This is a genomic window from Pseudoxanthomonas sp. SORGH_AS_0997 (assembly GCF_031453535.1).
GTDB lineage: Bacteria > Pseudomonadota > Gammaproteobacteria > Xanthomonadales > Xanthomonadaceae > Pseudoxanthomonas_A > Pseudoxanthomonas_A winnipegensis.
Map to the genome: position 1 here is coordinate 1119595 of NZ_JAVIZI010000001.1, position 15624 is coordinate 1135218.

The 15624-nt window shown below is 69.8% G+C and carries 15 protein-coding genes; 4 read left to right on the forward strand and 11 right to left on the reverse strand.

Annotated features, from left to right (window positions below; all coding sequences use genetic code 11):
* Positions 1-3: 3 nt before the first annotated feature.
* Positions 4-861 carry a 23S rRNA (adenine(2030)-N(6))-methyltransferase RlmJ gene (gene rlmJ / locus QE438_RS05075; protein ID WP_130533070.1) on the reverse strand — a complete coding sequence of 286 codons (858 nt, stop codon included), beginning with the start codon at positions 859-861 and terminating at the stop codon, positions 4-6.
* A gap of 35 nt (positions 862-896) precedes the next feature.
* Here rlmJ and creB point away from each other — a divergent pair, with 35 nt between their 5' ends.
* Together creB and creC are read left to right on the forward strand one after the other, a co-directional pair.
* Positions 897-1580 (forward strand): two-component system response regulator CreB, encoded by a 684-nt coding sequence (gene creB / locus QE438_RS05080; RefSeq protein WP_306992058.1) that lies wholly within the window; start codon positions 897-899, stop codon positions 1578-1580.
* Between the two features lie 3 nt (positions 1581-1583).
* Positions 1584-3023: a two-component system sensor histidine kinase CreC gene (creC, locus tag QE438_RS05085; RefSeq protein WP_306992056.1), complete on the forward strand. Its 1440-nt coding sequence runs from the start codon at positions 1584-1586 to the stop codon at positions 3021-3023.
* A 128-nt stretch (positions 3024-3151) separates the two neighbouring features.
* Here creC and QE438_RS05090 read toward each other — a convergent pair whose 3' ends face one another.
* From QE438_RS05090 to QE438_RS05135, 10 genes are all read right to left on the reverse strand, one after another.
* Entirely contained in the window at positions 3152-4231 is a 1080-nt protein-coding gene (locus QE438_RS05090) for a cyclopropane-fatty-acyl-phospholipid synthase family protein (protein WP_306992054.1), read from the reverse strand.
* A 250-nt stretch (positions 4232-4481) separates the two neighbouring features.
* Positions 4482-5264, reverse strand: a complete 783-nt coding sequence (locus QE438_RS05095; RefSeq protein WP_306992051.1) for a DUF1295 domain-containing protein — start codon at positions 5262-5264, stop codon at positions 4482-4484.
* On the reverse strand, positions 5261-6556 hold the full coding sequence (locus QE438_RS05100; protein ID WP_306992049.1) for a cyclopropane-fatty-acyl-phospholipid synthase family protein: 1296 nt from the start codon (positions 6554-6556) through the stop codon (positions 5261-5263). The genes QE438_RS05095 and QE438_RS05100 overlap by 4 nt, the downstream gene beginning before the upstream one ends.
* Entirely contained in the window at positions 6553-7389 is an 837-nt protein-coding gene (locus QE438_RS05105; protein WP_306996133.1) for a DUF1365 domain-containing protein, read from the reverse strand. Before QE438_RS05105 ends, QE438_RS05100 begins: the two co-directional genes overlap by 4 nt.
* A 35-nt stretch (positions 7390-7424) precedes the next feature.
* Positions 7425-8672: an FAD-dependent oxidoreductase gene (locus QE438_RS05110; protein WP_306992047.1), complete on the reverse strand. Its 1248-nt coding sequence runs from the start codon at positions 8670-8672 to the stop codon at positions 7425-7427.
* Positions 8669-9574, reverse strand: coding sequence for an acyl-CoA desaturase (locus QE438_RS05115; protein WP_306996131.1), 906 nt, complete (start codon positions 9572-9574; stop codon positions 8669-8671). Before QE438_RS05115 ends, QE438_RS05110 begins: the two co-directional genes overlap by 4 nt.
* Before the next feature lie 138 nt (positions 9575-9712).
* Positions 9713-10516 carry an anti-sigma factor gene (locus QE438_RS05120; protein ID WP_306992044.1) on the reverse strand — a complete coding sequence of 268 codons (804 nt, stop codon included), beginning with the start codon at positions 10514-10516 and terminating at the stop codon, positions 9713-9715.
* Positions 10513-11082, reverse strand: a complete 570-nt coding sequence (locus tag QE438_RS05125) for a sigma-70 family RNA polymerase sigma factor (RefSeq protein ID WP_130518502.1) — start codon at positions 11080-11082, stop codon at positions 10513-10515. The genes QE438_RS05120 and QE438_RS05125 overlap by 4 nt, the downstream gene beginning before the upstream one ends.
* 79 nt (positions 11083-11161) lie before the next feature.
* A complete protein-coding gene (locus QE438_RS05130; protein WP_306992041.1) occupies positions 11162-11542 on the reverse strand; it encodes a DUF4345 family protein in 381 nt (126 codons plus the stop codon).
* 513 nt (positions 11543-12055) lie between these two features.
* Positions 12056-12934 carry a LysR family transcriptional regulator gene (locus QE438_RS05135; RefSeq protein ID WP_306992038.1) on the reverse strand — a complete coding sequence of 293 codons (879 nt, stop codon included), beginning with the start codon at positions 12932-12934 and terminating at the stop codon, positions 12056-12058.
* A gap of 361 nt (positions 12935-13295) precedes the next feature.
* Here QE438_RS05135 and QE438_RS05140 point away from each other — a divergent pair, with 361 nt between their 5' ends.
* Entirely contained in the window at positions 13296-14714 is a 1419-nt protein-coding gene (locus QE438_RS05140) for a CoA transferase (protein WP_306992036.1), read from the forward strand.
* A gap of 449 nt (positions 14715-15163) precedes the next feature.
* Positions 15164-15595: a hypothetical protein gene (locus tag QE438_RS05145; protein WP_307184006.1), complete on the forward strand. Its 432-nt coding sequence runs from the start codon at positions 15164-15166 to the stop codon at positions 15593-15595.
* Positions 15596-15624 lie beyond the last annotated feature (29 nt).

The window sequence follows — 15624 nt, forward strand, 5'->3', positions numbered from 1 at the left end:
GCCTCAGTCCGGCTGCCGCAGCCATTCCAGCCGGGTGGTCGCGCCGGCCTCGCCCAGGGCCTGCTGCAGCTGCGGCAGGGCCGGGGCGATGGCCTGCTCGAACTGCCAGGGGGCGTTGATCATCAACATGCCGCTGCCGGCCAGGCGCAGCGGCGAATCATCGGCGCGCACCTGCAGCTCGGCCAGCCAGACCGAACGCGCCGGCAGCGCCGCGGCCTTGCGCAGGAAGGGCTGCAGCGTGCGCCGCTGCTTGATCGGGTACCAGACCGCGAAGCTGGCGCCGGGCCAGCGGGTCAGGCCCTCGCGCACGGCGGCGATGATCTGCGGGTACTCGGCGTCCTGCGCCTCGTAGGGCGGGTCGATCAGCACCAGGCCGCGGCCGTACTTGACCTGGCCGATGCGCGGCGGCAGCAGGGCCTTGATCGCGCCGTAGCCGTCGCGCGCATGCACCGCCACGCGCGCGTCACGGTGGAACAGCTCGCGCAGGGCCTGGGCCTCCTCGGGCTGCAGTTCGCAGGCGGCCAGGCGGTCGCCCTCACGCAGGTGCTGGGCCACCAGCAGCGGCGAGCCGGGGTAGGCCACCAGCGCGCCGACCGGGTTGTGCGCCTGGACCGCGCGCAGATAGGCCTCGATGCTGGGGTGCAGCTGCGGTTGGCCGAACAGCTTGAACACCCCGTGCTCGGCCTCGGAGGTCTTGCGCGCCTCCGGCGAGGCCAGCAGGTAGTGGCCGCGTCCGGCGTGGGTGTCGAGCACGAAGTAGGGGCTGTCCTTGCGGTTCAGCGCCTCCAGCAGGTTGACCAGCACCATGTGCTTGAGCACGTCGGCATGGTTGCCGGCGTGGAAGGCGTGTCGATAGTTCATGCGCGCAAGGATAGAGCGCGCGGCAGGGCGCGGCTATGCTGCGCGGCATGCCCAAGGTCCTGGTCGTGGAAGACGAGCCCGCCATCGCCGACGCGGTGCTCTATGCGCTGCGCAGCGAAGGCCTGCAGGCCGAGCACGTGGCGCTGGCGCGCGAGGTGGCGCCGCGCGTGCGCGGCGGCGGCATCGACGTGGTGGTGCTGGACGTGGGCCTGCCCGACGGCAGCGGCTTCGAGGTGTGCCGGCAGCTGCGCGCCTTCAGCCAGGTGCCGGTGCTGTTCCTGACCGCGCGCAACGACGAGATCGACTGCGTGCTGGGCCTGGAGCTGGGCGCGGACGACTACGTGGCCAAGCCGTTCTCCCCGCGCGAGCTGGTCGCGCGCGTGCGTGCGCGCCTGCGCCGGCCGGCCAGCGCGGCGCCGACCGAGCGCGCGCAGGGCGCGTTCAGCATCGACGACGAGGGCCACCGCATCCGCTTCCGCGACCAGCCGCTGGACCTGACCCGCTACGAATACGCGCTGCTGGCCGCGCTGCTGCAGCGCCCGGGCGCGATCCTCAGCCGCGCCCAGCTGATGGACCGCGGCTGGGACCGCGATGCCGACAGCGCCGATCGCACCGTGGACACGCATATCAAGACCCTGCGCGCCAAGCTGCGCGCGGCCGGCGCGCAGCCCGATCCGGTGCGCACGCATCGCGGGCTGGGCTATTCGCTGGAGCTGTAGCCGATGAAGCTGGGCCTGCGGCTGTTCCTCGGCTTCTTCCTGATCACCGGCCTTGCGGCGTTCTTCGTCATGCGCGTGTTCGTGGCCGAGGTCAAGCCGGGCGTGCGCCAGGCGATGGAGTCCACGCTGGTGGACACGGCCAACGTGCTGGCGGTGATGGCCGCCGACGACCTGGCCGCCGGGCGCATCGGCACGGGGCGGTTCGCGCGCGAGATGGACACCGCCTTCCAGCGCGAGGTCGATGCGCACATCTGGCAGATCCCGAAGAAGCGCATCGACTACCGGGTCAGCATCACTGACGCGCGCGGGGTGGTGGTATTCGACTCGCGCGGTCAGGACCTGGGCCGCGACAACTCGCGCTGGAACGATGTCTACCGCACGCTGCGCGGCCAGTACGGCGCGCGCTCCAGCCCCGAGACGCCGGGCGATCAGGTGAACACGGTGATGCACGTGGCCGCGCCGATCTATGCGCCAGGCGATGCGTCGCGGCGGCTGATCGGCGTGCTGACGCTGTCCCAGCCCAACCGCACCTTCGAGCCGTTCATCGCCGCCAGCCAGCGCAGCATCCTGCGCCGCGGCGGCTGGCTGGTGGGGCTGTCGGTGCTGATCGGCGTGCTGATGACCTGGTGGCTGGCGCGCGGCATCGGCCGGCTCAACCGCTATGCGCAGGCGGTCAGCGCCGGCCTGCCGGTGCCCCCGCCCAAGCCGCGGCGCGACGAGATCGGCGACCTGGGCCAGGCACTGGAGACCATGCGCCGCAAGCTGGAGGGCAAGGACTACGTCGAGCAGTACGTGCAGTCGCTGACCCACGAGATGAAGAGCCCGCTGGCCGGCATCCGTGGCGCGGCCGAGCTGCTGCAGGAGCCGCTGCCGGAGGCCGAGCGCCAGCGCTTCGCGCGCAACATCCTGGACCAGCAGCAGCGCCTGACCGAGACCATCGACAAGCTGCTGGCGCTGGCCGAGGTCGAACAGCATGGCTGGCTGCAGACCCGGGCGCCGGTGGCGGTCGCCGAACTGTTCGCGCAGGTGGCCGCGGCCATGGCGCCGCGCCTGCAGGCCGCGGAGGTGGTGCTGGAGGTGCAGGCCGAGGCGGGGCTGGTGGTGCAGGGCGATGCCTTCCTGCTGCGCCAGGCGCTGGCCAATCTGCTGGACAACGCGCTGGCGTTCTCGCCGCGGGGCGGGCGCATCGTCCTGTCGGCGGGTTCCGGCGAGGGCCTGGTGGTGTTGTGCGTGCGCGATGCCGGGCCAGGCGTGCCGGACTATGCATTGGCGCGGGTGTTCGAGCGGTTCTATTCGCTGCCCGCGCCGGACAGCGGGCGCCGTGGCACCGGGCTGGGGCTGCCGTTCGTGCGCGAGGTGGTGCGGCTGCACGGGGGGCGGGTGGCGCTGTGCAACGGTGAAGAGAGTGGGGCGGTGGCGACGGTGGAGTTGCCTGTGGCTTGACTGAGCGTCGAAGCGCTGCGGCTGAGGGGTCTTCGCGAAGAGCACCCCCTCCCGGCCTCCCCCTTGCGCTTCGCGCAAAGGGGAGGGGCGAGGCAGCCGGCGAGTTCGGGTCGGCTTGCGCGATCGGGTCAGGCGGGCTTGCGGAAGCGGTAGTGCCCGACCATCCACTCGCTGCCGCCGGCGTAGCCGAACAGCTCGGCGCAGGCCATCCAGAACATGCGCCAGCGCTGGTACCAGCGCGCCGCCTCGGCCACGCCGTAGGTCTGGCGCATCAGGCCCATGATCTGGTCGCGGTGCGCGTCCTGGTTGGCCAGCCAGGCGTTGGCGGTCTTCTCGTAATGGGTGCCGGGCAGCAGCCAGCGCTCTTCCAGGGTCAGCGCCTCCTGGAACTGCAGCAGCGTGTCGGCCGCCGGCATCAGCCCGCCGGTGAAGAAGTGCCGGCCCATCCAGTTGTCCTCGCCCTCGGTCTGGAACAGATAGGCCAGCTCGCGATGGCAGAAGATGTGCACGAACAGCTTGCCGCCCGGCTTGAGCCAGCCGGCCACGCGCCCCATCAGCGTCTGGTAGTTGCGCATATGCTCGAACATCTCGATCGACACCACGCGGTCGAACATGCCCTGCGGCAGCTGCAGCGTGTTGACGTCGCAGGTGATGACCTCGACGTTGAAGATCGCCCGCTCGCGGCAGCGCGCCTCGATGAACTCCTTCTGCGGGCGCGAGTTGGACACCGCGGTGATCATGGTCTTCGGATAGCGCTCGGCCATCCACAGCGTCAGCGACCCCCAGCCGCAGCCGAGCTCCAGGATGCGGCTGGCGTTGGCCAGGTCGGCGCGCTCGCCGTACAGGCGCAGCATCTTCTCCTCGGCCTGGGTCAGCTCGGTGGTGTGCTCGTCCCACAGGCAGCTGCTGTACTTCAGGTGCTTGCCCAGGCACAGGCGGAAGAACTCCGGCGGGAGTTCGTAGTGCTGACGGTTGGCGGCCTGGGTCTCCACCGCGATGGCGTTCAGGCGCAGCGCGTCGAGCAGCGCCTGCTGACGCTGGCGCATGGCCTCGGGGCCGCCGCGGCGTTCTTCCTTCAGGCGCTGCGCGCACTGGCGGCGGATGCCCAGGCGCAGCAGCGGATCGGGCAGGCGGCCGGATTCGGCCAGGCGCGTGGCGAGGCTTTCGCGCGAGCCATCGTGTTCGGGCAGGGGGCGGGCGGCGGACATCGGCAACTCCAGGGGGATTCAATGCGTGTGATGGGATCTTTAGCGAATGCGGGGCGCTAGGAGGTTCGGGTCCTGCGTCATGGGCCGTGCCTAAAGGGCAGAGCGCTCAGCCGCCAAGACCCCTCTACCGTCATTCCCGCGCACGCGGGAATCCAGGGACTTTTTGGCGGGAAGGCAACGTCCATGGGTTCCCGCTTTCGCGGGAACGACGAGATGTGGTTGGCAGCGCTCATCCCGAAGTCCATGACGCCTAAGCCTTCGGCGGACGCGGGAAGAAGGCGCTGACCCGGCGCTGATAGCGCGCATAGTCCTCGCCGCGGCTGCGCAGCGACTGGGCCTCGGTGAAGGGGATGCCGGTGAGCCGATAGAGGAAGGCCAGCATCAGCACCGGGCCGCTGAAGGCGGCCAGCACCCAGCCCCACGGCAGACCGATGGCCAGCAGCACGTAGGCGAACCAGTGCACCCACTCGAAGAAATAGTTGGGATGGCGCGACCAGGCCCATAGGCCGGCGTCGCAGGTGCGGCCCTTGTGCGCGGGATCGCGCTTCCACGCGGCCAGCTTGCGATCGGCCAGGCTTTCGCCGGCCACCGCCACCAGCCACACCGCGATCCCGGCCGCCGTCCAGGCCGAGAACGCGGCGCTGGGGTTGTGCGCCACGATCCAGAACGGCAGCGACAGCAGCACGATCATCAGCGCCTGGGCCAGGAAGAACAGCAGGAACTTGCCCCGATGGTCGTGCCAATGCTCGCGCAGGTACGCATAGCGCCCATCCTCATGCGCATCGCCGAACACGCGCCGGCCCAGATGCCAGGCCAGACGCAGTCCCCAGGCCCCGCCCAGCAGCGCGACCAGCGCGCGTGGCAGGGCCGCACCGTTCGCCGCAAGGGCGTAGTACACCGCGCTGCCCGCCATGCCCGCGGACCAGACCACGTCGACCACGCCGGCGTTGCGCGTGCGGCGCTGCCACAGCCAGGCCAGCAGCATCACCGCCGCCGCCACCAGCAGCACATGCAGGATCAGCCAGCCGTTCATGCGCCTGCCAGCGCATAGGGGTACTGCACGGCGCGTGCGCCAGGCCGCGTCAGCCACAGCTGTACATCGCCGATGGAGCGTTCCAGGAAGCCGGCCTCGCAATAGGCCAGGTAGAACACCCACATGCGGATGAAGCGCGCGTCGTAGCCCAGGGCACGGACCTCGTCGAGCCTGCTGGTGAAGCGCGCACGCCAGGCGCGCAGGGTCAGCGCGTAGCTGGGGCCGATGTCTTCCAGGTTGAACAGGCGCAGGTCGCTGGCCTTGGCCATCGCCCCGGTCATCGCCGCCACCGAAGGGATGAAGCTGCCCGGGAAGATATGCCGCTTGATGAAGTCCACCGAATCGCGCGCCTGCGCGTAGCGATGGTCCTCGATGGTGATGGCCTGGATCAGCGCCTGGCCATCGTGGGCCAGCAGGTCGCCGACCTTGGCGAAGTAGGTCTCCAGGTACTGATGGCCGATCGCCTCGATCATCTCGATCGAGACCAGCCGGTCGAAGCGGCCCTCCAGGTCGCGGTAGTCGCGCATCAGCAGGGTGATGCGGTCCTGCAGCCCGGCCTGCGCGATGCGCTGCGCGGCCAGGTCATGCTGCTCGCGCGAGATCGTGGTGGTGGTGACATGGCAGCCGTAGCGCCCGGCCGCATGCAGGGCAAAGCCGCCCCAGCCGGTGCCGATCTCCACCACGCGGTGCTGCGGCCCCAGCTGCAGCTTCTGGCAGATGCGGTCGAGCTTGCGCGTGGCGGCGACCTCCAGCGACTCGTCCTGGTCCTCGTAGATCGCCGAGGAGTACATCAGGTTCTCGTCCAGGAACAGCGCGAACAGCGCATTGCCCAGGTCGTAATGCGCGGCGATGTTGCGCCGGCTGCCGCGGCGGGTGTTGCGTGAGCAGGCATGCAGCAGCTTCATCGCCGCACCGCCCAGGCGCGCGGTGCCGCTGTCCATGGCGTCGAGCAGGTCGCGGTTGCGCACCAGCAGGCGCATCAGCGCGACCAGATCATCGCAGTCCCACAGCCTTTCCATCCAGGCCTCGCCCGCGCCGACGCTGCCGTTCAGGGCGGCCATGCGCCAGAACGCCGGGTCGTGGACGCGCAGGTGCGCGTTCAGCGGCGCCGGCTCGTCGACCTCGCAGTGACCGAGCACGTGCATCTGGCCTGCCTCCTCGAGCACCAGCCGACCGCCGCGCAGCTGGCCCAGGGTGTCGAGCAGGCGGCGGCGCAGCAGGCGTTCGACGAAGGAGCCGGAATCGGCCGGCGCGCCGGCGGCCGGTGTGGTGGACGCGTCGAGGCGGGTCATGGGGCGGCCCTCTTGTCGGGATGGTCGTGGACGGGATTGCCGCGCAGCCACAGGCGCAGCGCATGCCAATGGATGCCGACGATCACCTGCAGGGTCATCAGCGGATAGCGCAGCAGCGCCGCGGCCATGTGCCGGCCGGTCATCGGCCGGCGCCGCAGGCTCAGGGTGGCGTCGAAGCGACGCGCGCTGCCACCCTGCGGATCGGGCGGGCACAGCACATCCATATGCACGCGCAGCGCCTGCCCCGGCACATCGAAGCGCCAGCGGTAGTCGTGTTCCATCGCCATGAACGGCGAGACATGGAAGCGCTTGTCGAAGCGCCACTGCAGGAAGTCGCCATCGACCGTGGCCTGCGCCACCGGCAGCACGTAGGCATGGCGCTGCTTCCACGGGGTGTTGGTGATCTGCGCCACCAGCGTCTCCAGCGTGCGGCCATCTGCGGCGAAGCAGTAATAGAACGTCACTGGATTGAAGCTGTAGCCGAAGGTGCGCAGGTGGGTGAGCATGCGGATCGGGCCGCGCGGCCGCTGGCCGGTGCGCGCCTTCACCAGGTCGCGCACCGCCTCATCCAGCGGCACCGCGGCATCGCCGAGGAAGTCCGCGCGCCGGAACTCGACCACGTTGCGGCGCCCGCGCGACCACAGCCAGCGCCCGGCGAACACGCGGTCCAGTTCGTCCAGGTCCAGATAGGCCATGAACAGCGGCCAGGTGAAGGCATGCGGCTTGGGTGCGTGCCGGCGATGGCGCACGCGGCCCACGTACAGCGCGCTGGCCAAGGCGTTCGGGGCGGCAGTGCGCTCGAAACCATCGGCGCGCGTAATAGCGTCGTGCACCTGGCTAGGGGCCGAAACCGTCTCGCGGGCGTGGCTCACGGCCATGGCGATCCCAGTGCGCGGGCCACGTCCAGTCCGCTGCGCAGCCCGTCCTCGTGGAAGCCGAAGCCCCAGCCGGCGCCCGCGTGCCACACCTGGCCGCGCCCCTGGATGCGCGGCAGCGCGGCCTGCGCGGCCACCGAGGCGGCGGTCTGGTGCGGATGGCGGTAGCGCATCCGGCGCAGCACGCGGGCCGGGTCGATGTGTGCGTCCTGGTTGAGGCTGACGATGAAGGGCACCGGCGCGTCCAGCGACTGCAGGGCGTTCATCCAGTAGCTCACCGTGCATGTATCGCCATCCTGCTCGGGCAGGCGCGCATTCCACGCGGCCCAGGCGCGCCGATCGCGCGGCAGCACGCGCGCGTCGGTATGCAGCACGGTGTCGTTGTCCTGGTAGGTGACCGCGCCGAGCACACCGCGCTCCTCCTGATCGGCGTCCTCCAGCAGCGCCAGCGCATCGTCGGCATGGCAGGCCAGCACGACCGCATCGAAGTCCTGCTCGCCCGCGGCGGTCCACAGCCGCACCCCCTGCACCTGGCGCTTGACGCCGTGCACGGGCGTGGCCAGCTGCACTTCCACACGCCAGGTTTTCTGCAGCGCCTGCACGTAGCGGTTGGAGCCGCCGCTGACCACGCGCCAGGGCGGGCGCCCGGTGAGCTGCAGCATGTGGTGGTTGTGCATGAAGCGCACCAGGTGCTGCATCGGGAAGTCGAGGATCGTCCTGGCCGGCGAGGACCACAGCGCCGAGGCCATCGGCACGATGTGCGCGTCGCGGAAGGTGGCCGAGTAGCCGTTCGCGGCCAGGTATTCGCCCAGCGTCGGACCCGGCGCGGGCTCGGCCAGCACCTGCGGCGCCTGTCGGTAGAAGCGGCGCAGGTCGCCCAGCATCCGCCAGAACGTCGGGCTGACCAGGTTGCGCTTCTGGCAGAACAGGCCGGCCAGCGTGCCGGCGTTGTATTCCAGCCCGCTGCGCGCATCGCTGACCGAGAAGCTCATCGTGGTCGGCTGCGAGGCCACGCCCAGCGTGTCGAACAGGCGCGTCAGCAACGGGTAGTGGAGCGGGTTGAACACGATGAAGCCGGTATCGACCGCGTAGTGCCGCCCGTCGATCTCAATGTCGTGGGTGTGCGTATGCCCGCCCAGATAGTCGCCGGCCTCGAACAGCGTCACCTGATGACGCTGCGACAGTCCCCAGGCCGCGCCCATGCCGGCGATGCCGCCGCCGACCACCGCGATGCGGCTCATCGCGCGCCCCGCGTGCGGCGCAGCAGCCCCGGCGGCACCGGTTTGAGGTCGCGCACCAGGCCCATCCAGGACATCAGTTTCAGCCCGTACCAGGTCAGGTCCACCTCCCACCAGACGAAGCCCTGCCGCGCCGAGCCGGGGAAGTGGTGATGGTTGTTGTGCCAGCCCTCGCCGAAGGTCAGCAGCGCCAGCAGCGCGTTGTTGCGGCTGTCATCGCGCGTCTCGAAGCGGCGCGAGCCGAAGCGGTGCGCCAGCGAGTTGATCGTGACCGTGGCATGGAACAGCACCACCGTGGAGACGAAGAACCCCCACACCAGCAGCTGCGGCCCGTCGGTGTGCAGCGACGGCGCCCAGCGCTCCAGCGCCATGCCCAGCGCGAACAGCCCGGCGGCCAGCAGCACCGGCAGCAGCAGGTCGAAGCGATCGATGAAGCGCAGCTCGGGGAAGCGGCGCAGATCCGGGATCGCGGTCCAGTCGGTGCGGAAACCGCGCGGGGTCAGGAACCAGCCCATGTGGCTCCACCAGAAGCCATGCTGGCGCGGCGAATGCGGATCGTCCGGCGTATCGGTGACCCGATGGTGGTGGCGATGGTGCGCGGCCCACCACAGCGGGCCACGCTGCACGCTCATCGCGCCCAGCGCGGCGAACGCCGCCTGCACCGGGCGCGAGGTCTTGAACGCCTTGTGCGCGAAGTAGCGATGGTAGAAGGCGGTGATCGCGAACATGCGCGCCGCGTACAGCGCCACCGCGGTGGCGACGGCGAACCACGACCAGCCCACCCAGAACACGCCCAGGCACATCAGGTGCAGCACAATGAAGGGCACCGCGCGCAGCCAGTCGATGCGGTCGGCGCGGGCCGCATCGAGCGGTGCGTCTTCGGCGGTGTCGAACCAGCGCCGCAGCGCCTGCCACCAGCGCGCGCGGGCGGCGGGCGGGGCAGGGGAGACGGGCGCATCGGCGAGGGCCGGGTCTGACACGAAGACTCCTTCAGGCATTGCGTGAGGAGATGTACGTCGCACGCACCCTCCCGGATGCAGGGGTCAGCTGCCCAGCGTCAGCGCGGTGATGGCGCCCTTGGCGACGACCGGCCCGGTCGCCACGCCGCCCGGCGCGCCGCCAGGCGGTTCCATCGTGACCGCCAGCAGGGCGTCGGCACGCAGCAGCTTGCGCATCGGCTCGGGCAGGACATGCTCGACCGGATGCTCGGGATCCATTACGCCCATCGAGATCGGCTTGCCGCCCTTGGGGATGATCCACAGCTCCGGCACGCGCCCGTCCTGGTGCATCGGCCGCATCGGCATGATGGTCATGCGGCCGTTGCGCGCGTCCATGGTCGCCACGTAGCCGGTGCTGCCGTCGTCCTGGGCCAGGGTGGAGACCATCTGCGGCATGCCACTGGACGCGGCTGGCTGCTGCGCCACCGAGGGCGGCTGCGGGGCCGGCGGCACGCTGCGCAGGGTGGACACCAGCGCCAGCACCGCCACCACGGCGGTGGCCAGGCTGCCGATGCCGACGCTGCGCCACAGGCCCAGGTTGTTCCAGAAGCCGCGCGGCGCCGCCTTCGGCGCAGACGTGGCCGGCATGGGCTTGGCTTCCGGCAGCGCCAGCGCGGCGCGCAGGCGCGCCCAGACATAGTCGGGGACCGCGACCGGTTCGAGCTGTTCGAGCAGCGGCGCCAGATGCGCTTCCCACTGCGCCACCTCGGCGGCGAAGGCCGGATCGTGGGCGATGCGCGCCTGCACCTGCGCCCGCTGCGCCTGGTCGAGCACGCCCAGCACGTACTCGCCGGCCAGCGGCCCGTGGCCGGGCGGATCCTGTTCGAAGGGTTCGGCGTGGGTGTTCATCGTTCCAGGCACGCCTTGAGCTTGGCCAGGCTGCGGCGGATCCAGCTCTTCACCGTGCCCAGCGGGGTCTGGCTGCGCGTGGCCAGCTCCTCGTAGGTGCAGCCCTCGAAGAAGGCGGTGCGGATCAGGGTGCGCCGCTGCGGTTCCAGTTCCTCCAGGCAGACATCCAGGCCGTGGGCTTGCAGCGCGGCGTCGGCAAGCTGTTCGGCACCGGGCGTGTCGTCGATCAGCTCAGGCCCCAGATCGATGGGCACCGACTGACGCTCGTTGCGCCCGGCGCGCAGGCGGTCGATCGCGCGGTTGCGCGCCAGCATCGACAGCCAGGTCAACGCGCCGGCCTTGCCCGGATCGAACTGCACCGCCTTGCGCCAGACATTGGTATAGACCTCCTGCAGCACGTCCTCGGCCTCGCTGCGCTGGGTCAGCACGCGCAGGCAGACGGCGTACAGGCGCGGCGAAGTCGCCTTGTACAGGCGCTCGAACGCAAGATGGTCGCCGCGGGCCGTGGCCAGCAGCAGCTGGTCGGCGTCGTCGGCCAGGATGTCGCGTTCGGGGAAATCCGCCATGCGGCGCGCGTCTTCTGAAGAGAGGGCGGAAGGTGCGGCAGATCCTACGGGGCGCCCCGTCAATGCGGTCTCGACACGTTCACCCCGCCCTGTTGCGCTGCCACAGGAACAGCCCCGCCGCGGCGAGCAGGAGCAGCCATTCGCCCACCACCAGCCCCAGGGTCGTGCCGCCCGGCAGCCCGTAGCGGGCGATGGCATAGGCACGCCAGGCCACGATGGGCCCGTAGAACAGCAGGGCCAGGACCAGGCCGTTGCGCGGCTGCCGGCTGCGCGCGAAGTAGGCGAACAGCAGCCCGATCCCGAACTCCATGCCGCCATACACCGCCAGGAACTCGGTCTGCCCGGCCGGGGTGAGCGCGGTGAATCCCACCGCCTGCGCGGTGCTTTCCGGCGCCAGCGTGCACCACAGCGCCAGGGCGATGTAGAGCAGCGCGTTGAGCCACAGGTAGGCGTTGACCATGCCGCGTTTCCTCCGCAATCGGGGATGAGGTGAGGGCGCCAGGGCGCGGCACGCCGGCTGAGCAGGGCAGGCTCAATCCGCATGGCGCGCCTGCGCCGTCGTGTGGAGTGCGCAGCAAAGGATGCTGCACGCGTCCGGGAACCGCTTCAAGACGGGGAACATGGCGATCGGCTCCGGCTGCGATACCCGAAACTACGTCGCCCATGCGCGCGCGGATGCAGCGCGGCATCCCCAGACTGGCGCGCGGCATTGTGCGATGGGTCACACCGTCGCGACACGCGGGTCTGAGGCCTGGTCCAGCGCCGGAGACCAGCCGATGCAAGACGGACGCGGGTCGTGACTGCCCACGCGCCTGGCCGCCGGCGATGCCGGCGCGCAGGTTTCATTGCGGCCGTTGAAGGCGGGCTGTCGTGGCGACAGGTGGCCGAACGGTTCTGCGCCGATCGTTTTTGATGCCAAAGCCGAGACGAAAACATCGGCTCACTCCACCTCCAGTCGCTTGAGAGCAGCGCTTCAAGCCAGCGCCCGCGCTAGAAAGTTGCGGACGACCGGGCTCGTTTCGCCGCGACGGGTGGCGAGCGCGAGCCGGATTACCAGCGCGGTATCGGCGAGGGGGCGAAAGACCACGCCCGCGATTGCGACCTGCGCCATGCTGGCCGGCACGAGCGCTACGCCCAGGCCAGTGGCGACGAAACTGACGATCGACGTGGTCTGCGGCGCTGTCTGGCCAAGGCGGGGCTCGATTCCCGCGGCCCGGAACGCGCCAATCACGGTGTCGTAAAGGGTGGGTCCCACCAGGCGCGGAAAGAGGAGCAAGGGGTCGTCCGCCAGGTGCGCCAAGGTGACCTCGGAATCTCCGGCGGCCGGATGCGAGGACGGGAGCGCCGCCAGCAGGGGCTCCTCCGCCACAGGCCGCAGCGCGAAATCCTCCAGTCCAAGCACGCCCGGACGCAAGAAGACGGCGTCGAGCGAGCCTTCGCGAAGTCCGACGGCCAAGCGGGTCGTGTTGGCTTCCTCCAGACGCACCTCGACCGCCGGGTAGGCTGTGTGGAAGGTGCGGATGGCTGTGGGCACGATCGCGTTGAACGCGGAGGATGCCGTAAAGCCGATGCTCAACGCCCCCTCCTCACCACGCGCCGCGCGCCGTGCCGCGAGGCTGGCGTGCTCAGCCAGCGTCGGCATTGCTTCCACACCCTTCAGGAACGCCGCTCCGGCCGCCGTCAGTTCCGCGCCATGGGGGACGCGGCGAAACAGTTGGGCACCGACTTCGCGTTCGAGGCCACGGATCTGCGCGCTGAAGGGCGACTGGGCGATTCCGACTTTTTCGGCGGCGCGAGTGAAGTTCTTCTCGGCGACGAGGGCAAGAAAATAGCGGATGTGACGAAGCTCCATCGCCAGATGTTTAATGTCTTAAGAAGCCCTCGTCAATGTGTTGGATGTCTGAAAGCTGGGGGCCTAATCTGGGTTATCCAAAGGCGACACGCACGATGCCTCCAACCAGATCCTGGCGATTCATGCCCGCCACGCGGCCGGAGCGCTTTCTCAAGGCCACAGACGCAGATGCCGATGTCCTCATCTCGACCTTGCGGATGCGGCCGCACCGGCAGACAAGACGGCGGCGCGACGGTCGGCCTCTGATGCGCTGGAGCGCGCGGGAGGCGGATGTGCTCGCGCGCTTGAAAGTCCGTTCGGGTGACGTCCATTGCCGGCCCCGTCGCACGCCCCGACCGTTCAACATCTGAAGGAAATCGCGATGAAGACCGTACAGGAAGTCTATGCAGACCTGAGAGATTCCATCGGAGTCGACCTCAACACCACCGTTTCCCTGACCGGACACGATCCGGTGACGCCATCGGTCCATCGAATTGGGGACGGCGCTGCTGCGGCCCTCGGCTTGTTGGGCGCCGCCATGAGCGGTCTTGGCGAGTTGAGGGGCGGGGCACGCCAGATCGTCACGGTCGACGTCGAGGATGCGATCTCGCAGCTGATGGCGGTGTTCCTTACGACCGTGAACGGCGTGCCCGCCGAACGACTTTTCGAGGACCCCTCCCTGTTTGCGGACAGCGACTTCTACCGTGCAGGCGACGGCCGATACGTCTATCTCCTGCTGACCTATCCGCACCTGCGGGCGCTGGCCTGCCAGGTGCTCGGCTGTCCCCCGTCACGTCGGCACTATGCCGACGCGATCGCACGTTGGGACGCCTTCGCGTTGGAGGACGCCATCAGTGGGGCGGGGGGCACCTGCGTTGCCGTCCGGACCCAGGCGGAATGGCGCAGCCATCCCCAAGGGCGCTACCTCGCCGAGCGGCCGTTGATCGAGATCACCAGGATCGGCGACACGCAACCGTTGCCCCTGCCCGGGGAAAGGGCGGCGCTGCCTATGGAGGGATTGCGCGTCCTCGACAACACCCATGTCATCGCCGGGCCGATCGCGGCGCGATTGATGGCTGAACATGGAGCCGAGGTCCTTCATCTATCGACGCCGCGTTATCCCGACCCGCAGGCGATGCAGGTCGAGACCAATATCGGAAAGCGAAGCGCTTGGTGCGACCTCGACGAGCCAGCGGGACGCGCCGCATTTGAGCGGGTGCTGGGCGATGCCGACATCTATGTCGGCAGCTACCTTTCGCTCGATCGCAAGGGCTACGGGCCACTGGCGCTTGCCGAGCGCCGGCCGGGGATTGTCGTGCTCGATTTCCACTGCTGGGGCAAGGCAGGACCTTGGTCTCAACGCGGCGGGTTCGATCAGCTCGCCTGCGCCGCCACGGGTTTTTCGGCGGAGGAGGGCGCATTCGACGGCCCGCGCTTGCCGCCGACCTATCTGCTGAACGACTATCTGGCCGCGATCCTGGGGGCCGCCGGCGTGGCCGAAGCCCTTCGGCGGCGCGCGGTGGAAGGCGGCACCTACCATGTCCATCTCGACCTGGCGCGGGTCTGCATGTGGATCCAGGATCTTGGTCTGCTGTCCCGCGAGCAGGTCATCGGCTTGCCGCCGCCCAACGCCGCCCGGCTGAAGGATCGATGTGTGCGCGTGCCAGGACCGTTTGGCGAAACGACGTACCTGCCGACCCGGATCAACTACTCCGACATTCGCCCGGTTCTCTCCCGTGGCGCCGAGCCTCTTGGCGCGTCCGCGTGTGCCTGGATAGGCAACTCAGCCAAGGCGCGGTGAATCCGTCGTAGCGTCGGGGCGTCGAGTGTGCGAGGGAGCAGCGCTTCGGCGAGGAAGCGCCCGAAGAGCCGATGCGGTTTCCTGGTACACCGACGCGGCACGGATCGCGATGCATCATTCAGCGCTCCTCAAAAGCCGCTGAGCGGCGTTCGGCCGCTGCTTGCATTGTCTCGCCGACATCGGCGGCCGCGGAAAGCTGTGCCTGTCAGGGCAGTTCGGGGCGAACGCTGAATGCTCTACGGCGTCCGGCAATCACTTGAAGACGGGGAGCCTGGCGATCGGGTGCGGCTGCGATATCAGAAACCGCCTCGCCCATGCGCGCGAATGCGGGGCGGCATCGTCCGACGCCGCCCTGCGGCGTTGTCCGATGGGCTTAGGGCATCGCGACGCGCGAGCCTGAGGCCCTGCGGACACCGAGGGACGAGACGATGCGACACGGATGCGCACTGTTGTTGTTGCTGCTGGGTCTGGTCGCCGGCGATGCCGGGGCACAGGCGATCTATCGCTGCGCCGCCGCGCAGGGCGCGGCCTACCAGGAGGCGCCCTGTGCCGGCCTTCCGCTGCAGACCTGGGCGCGGGCCGAGCTGGTCGCCGTGCCGGGCCCGCGCCTGGACCTGGACGAGGCGCAACGCAGGATCGAGACGACGCGCGAGGCCTGGCAGGCCTCGCTGACCCAGGCGGAATCTCGCGCCGCATCGCGCGTGCGTTTCTCACGCGGCGCCAGGTCGAGGCCGGCGGCGATGCGCATCCCGCGGGCCGATGCCTGCGCGCGTGCCCGCGCGGCGCGGGCGGCGGCCCATGCCCGCCGCGGCCTGCACTGGTCCTTCGACGATGCCTCGCGCTGGGATGCGGCGGTGTTCAAGGTCTGCCGCTGGGGCTGAAGCAAAACGGCCCGCCGCGCGGCCCTTGG

Coding starts and splice junctions, on each gene's coding strand:
- rlmJ (WP_130533070.1), bottom strand. CDS start 861: ATGAACTATCGACACGCCTTCCACGCCGGCAACCATGCCGACGTGCTC.
- creB (WP_306992058.1), top strand. CDS start 897: ATGCTGCGCGGCATGCCCAAGGTCCTGGTCGTGGAAGACGAGCCCGCC.
- creC (WP_306992056.1), top strand. CDS start 1,584: ATGAAGCTGGGCCTGCGGCTGTTCCTCGGCTTCTTCCTGATCACCGGC.
- QE438_RS05090 (WP_306992054.1), bottom strand. CDS start 4,231: ATGTCCGCCGCCCGCCCCCTGCCCGAACACGATGGCTCGCGCGAAAGC.
- QE438_RS05095 (WP_306992051.1), bottom strand. CDS start 5,264: ATGAACGGCTGGCTGATCCTGCATGTGCTGCTGGTGGCGGCGGCGGTG.
- QE438_RS05100 (WP_306992049.1), bottom strand. CDS start 6,556: ATGACCCGCCTCGACGCGTCCACCACACCGGCCGCCGGCGCGCCGGCC.
- QE438_RS05110 (WP_306992047.1), bottom strand. CDS start 8,672: ATGAGCCGCATCGCGGTGGTCGGCGGCGGCATCGCCGGCATGGGCGCG.
- QE438_RS05120 (WP_306992044.1), bottom strand. CDS start 10,516: ATGAACACCCACGCCGAACCCTTCGAACAGGATCCGCCCGGCCACGGG.
- QE438_RS05125 (WP_130518502.1), bottom strand. CDS start 11,082: ATGGCGGATTTCCCCGAACGCGACATCCTGGCCGACGACGCCGACCAG.
- QE438_RS05130 (WP_306992041.1), bottom strand. CDS start 11,542: ATGGTCAACGCCTACCTGTGGCTCAACGCGCTGCTCTACATCGCCCTG.
- QE438_RS05135 (WP_306992038.1), bottom strand. CDS start 12,934: ATGGAGCTTCGTCACATCCGCTATTTTCTTGCCCTCGTCGCCGAGAAG.
- QE438_RS05140 (WP_306992036.1), top strand. CDS start 13,296: ATGAAGACCGTACAGGAAGTCTATGCAGACCTGAGAGATTCCATCGGA.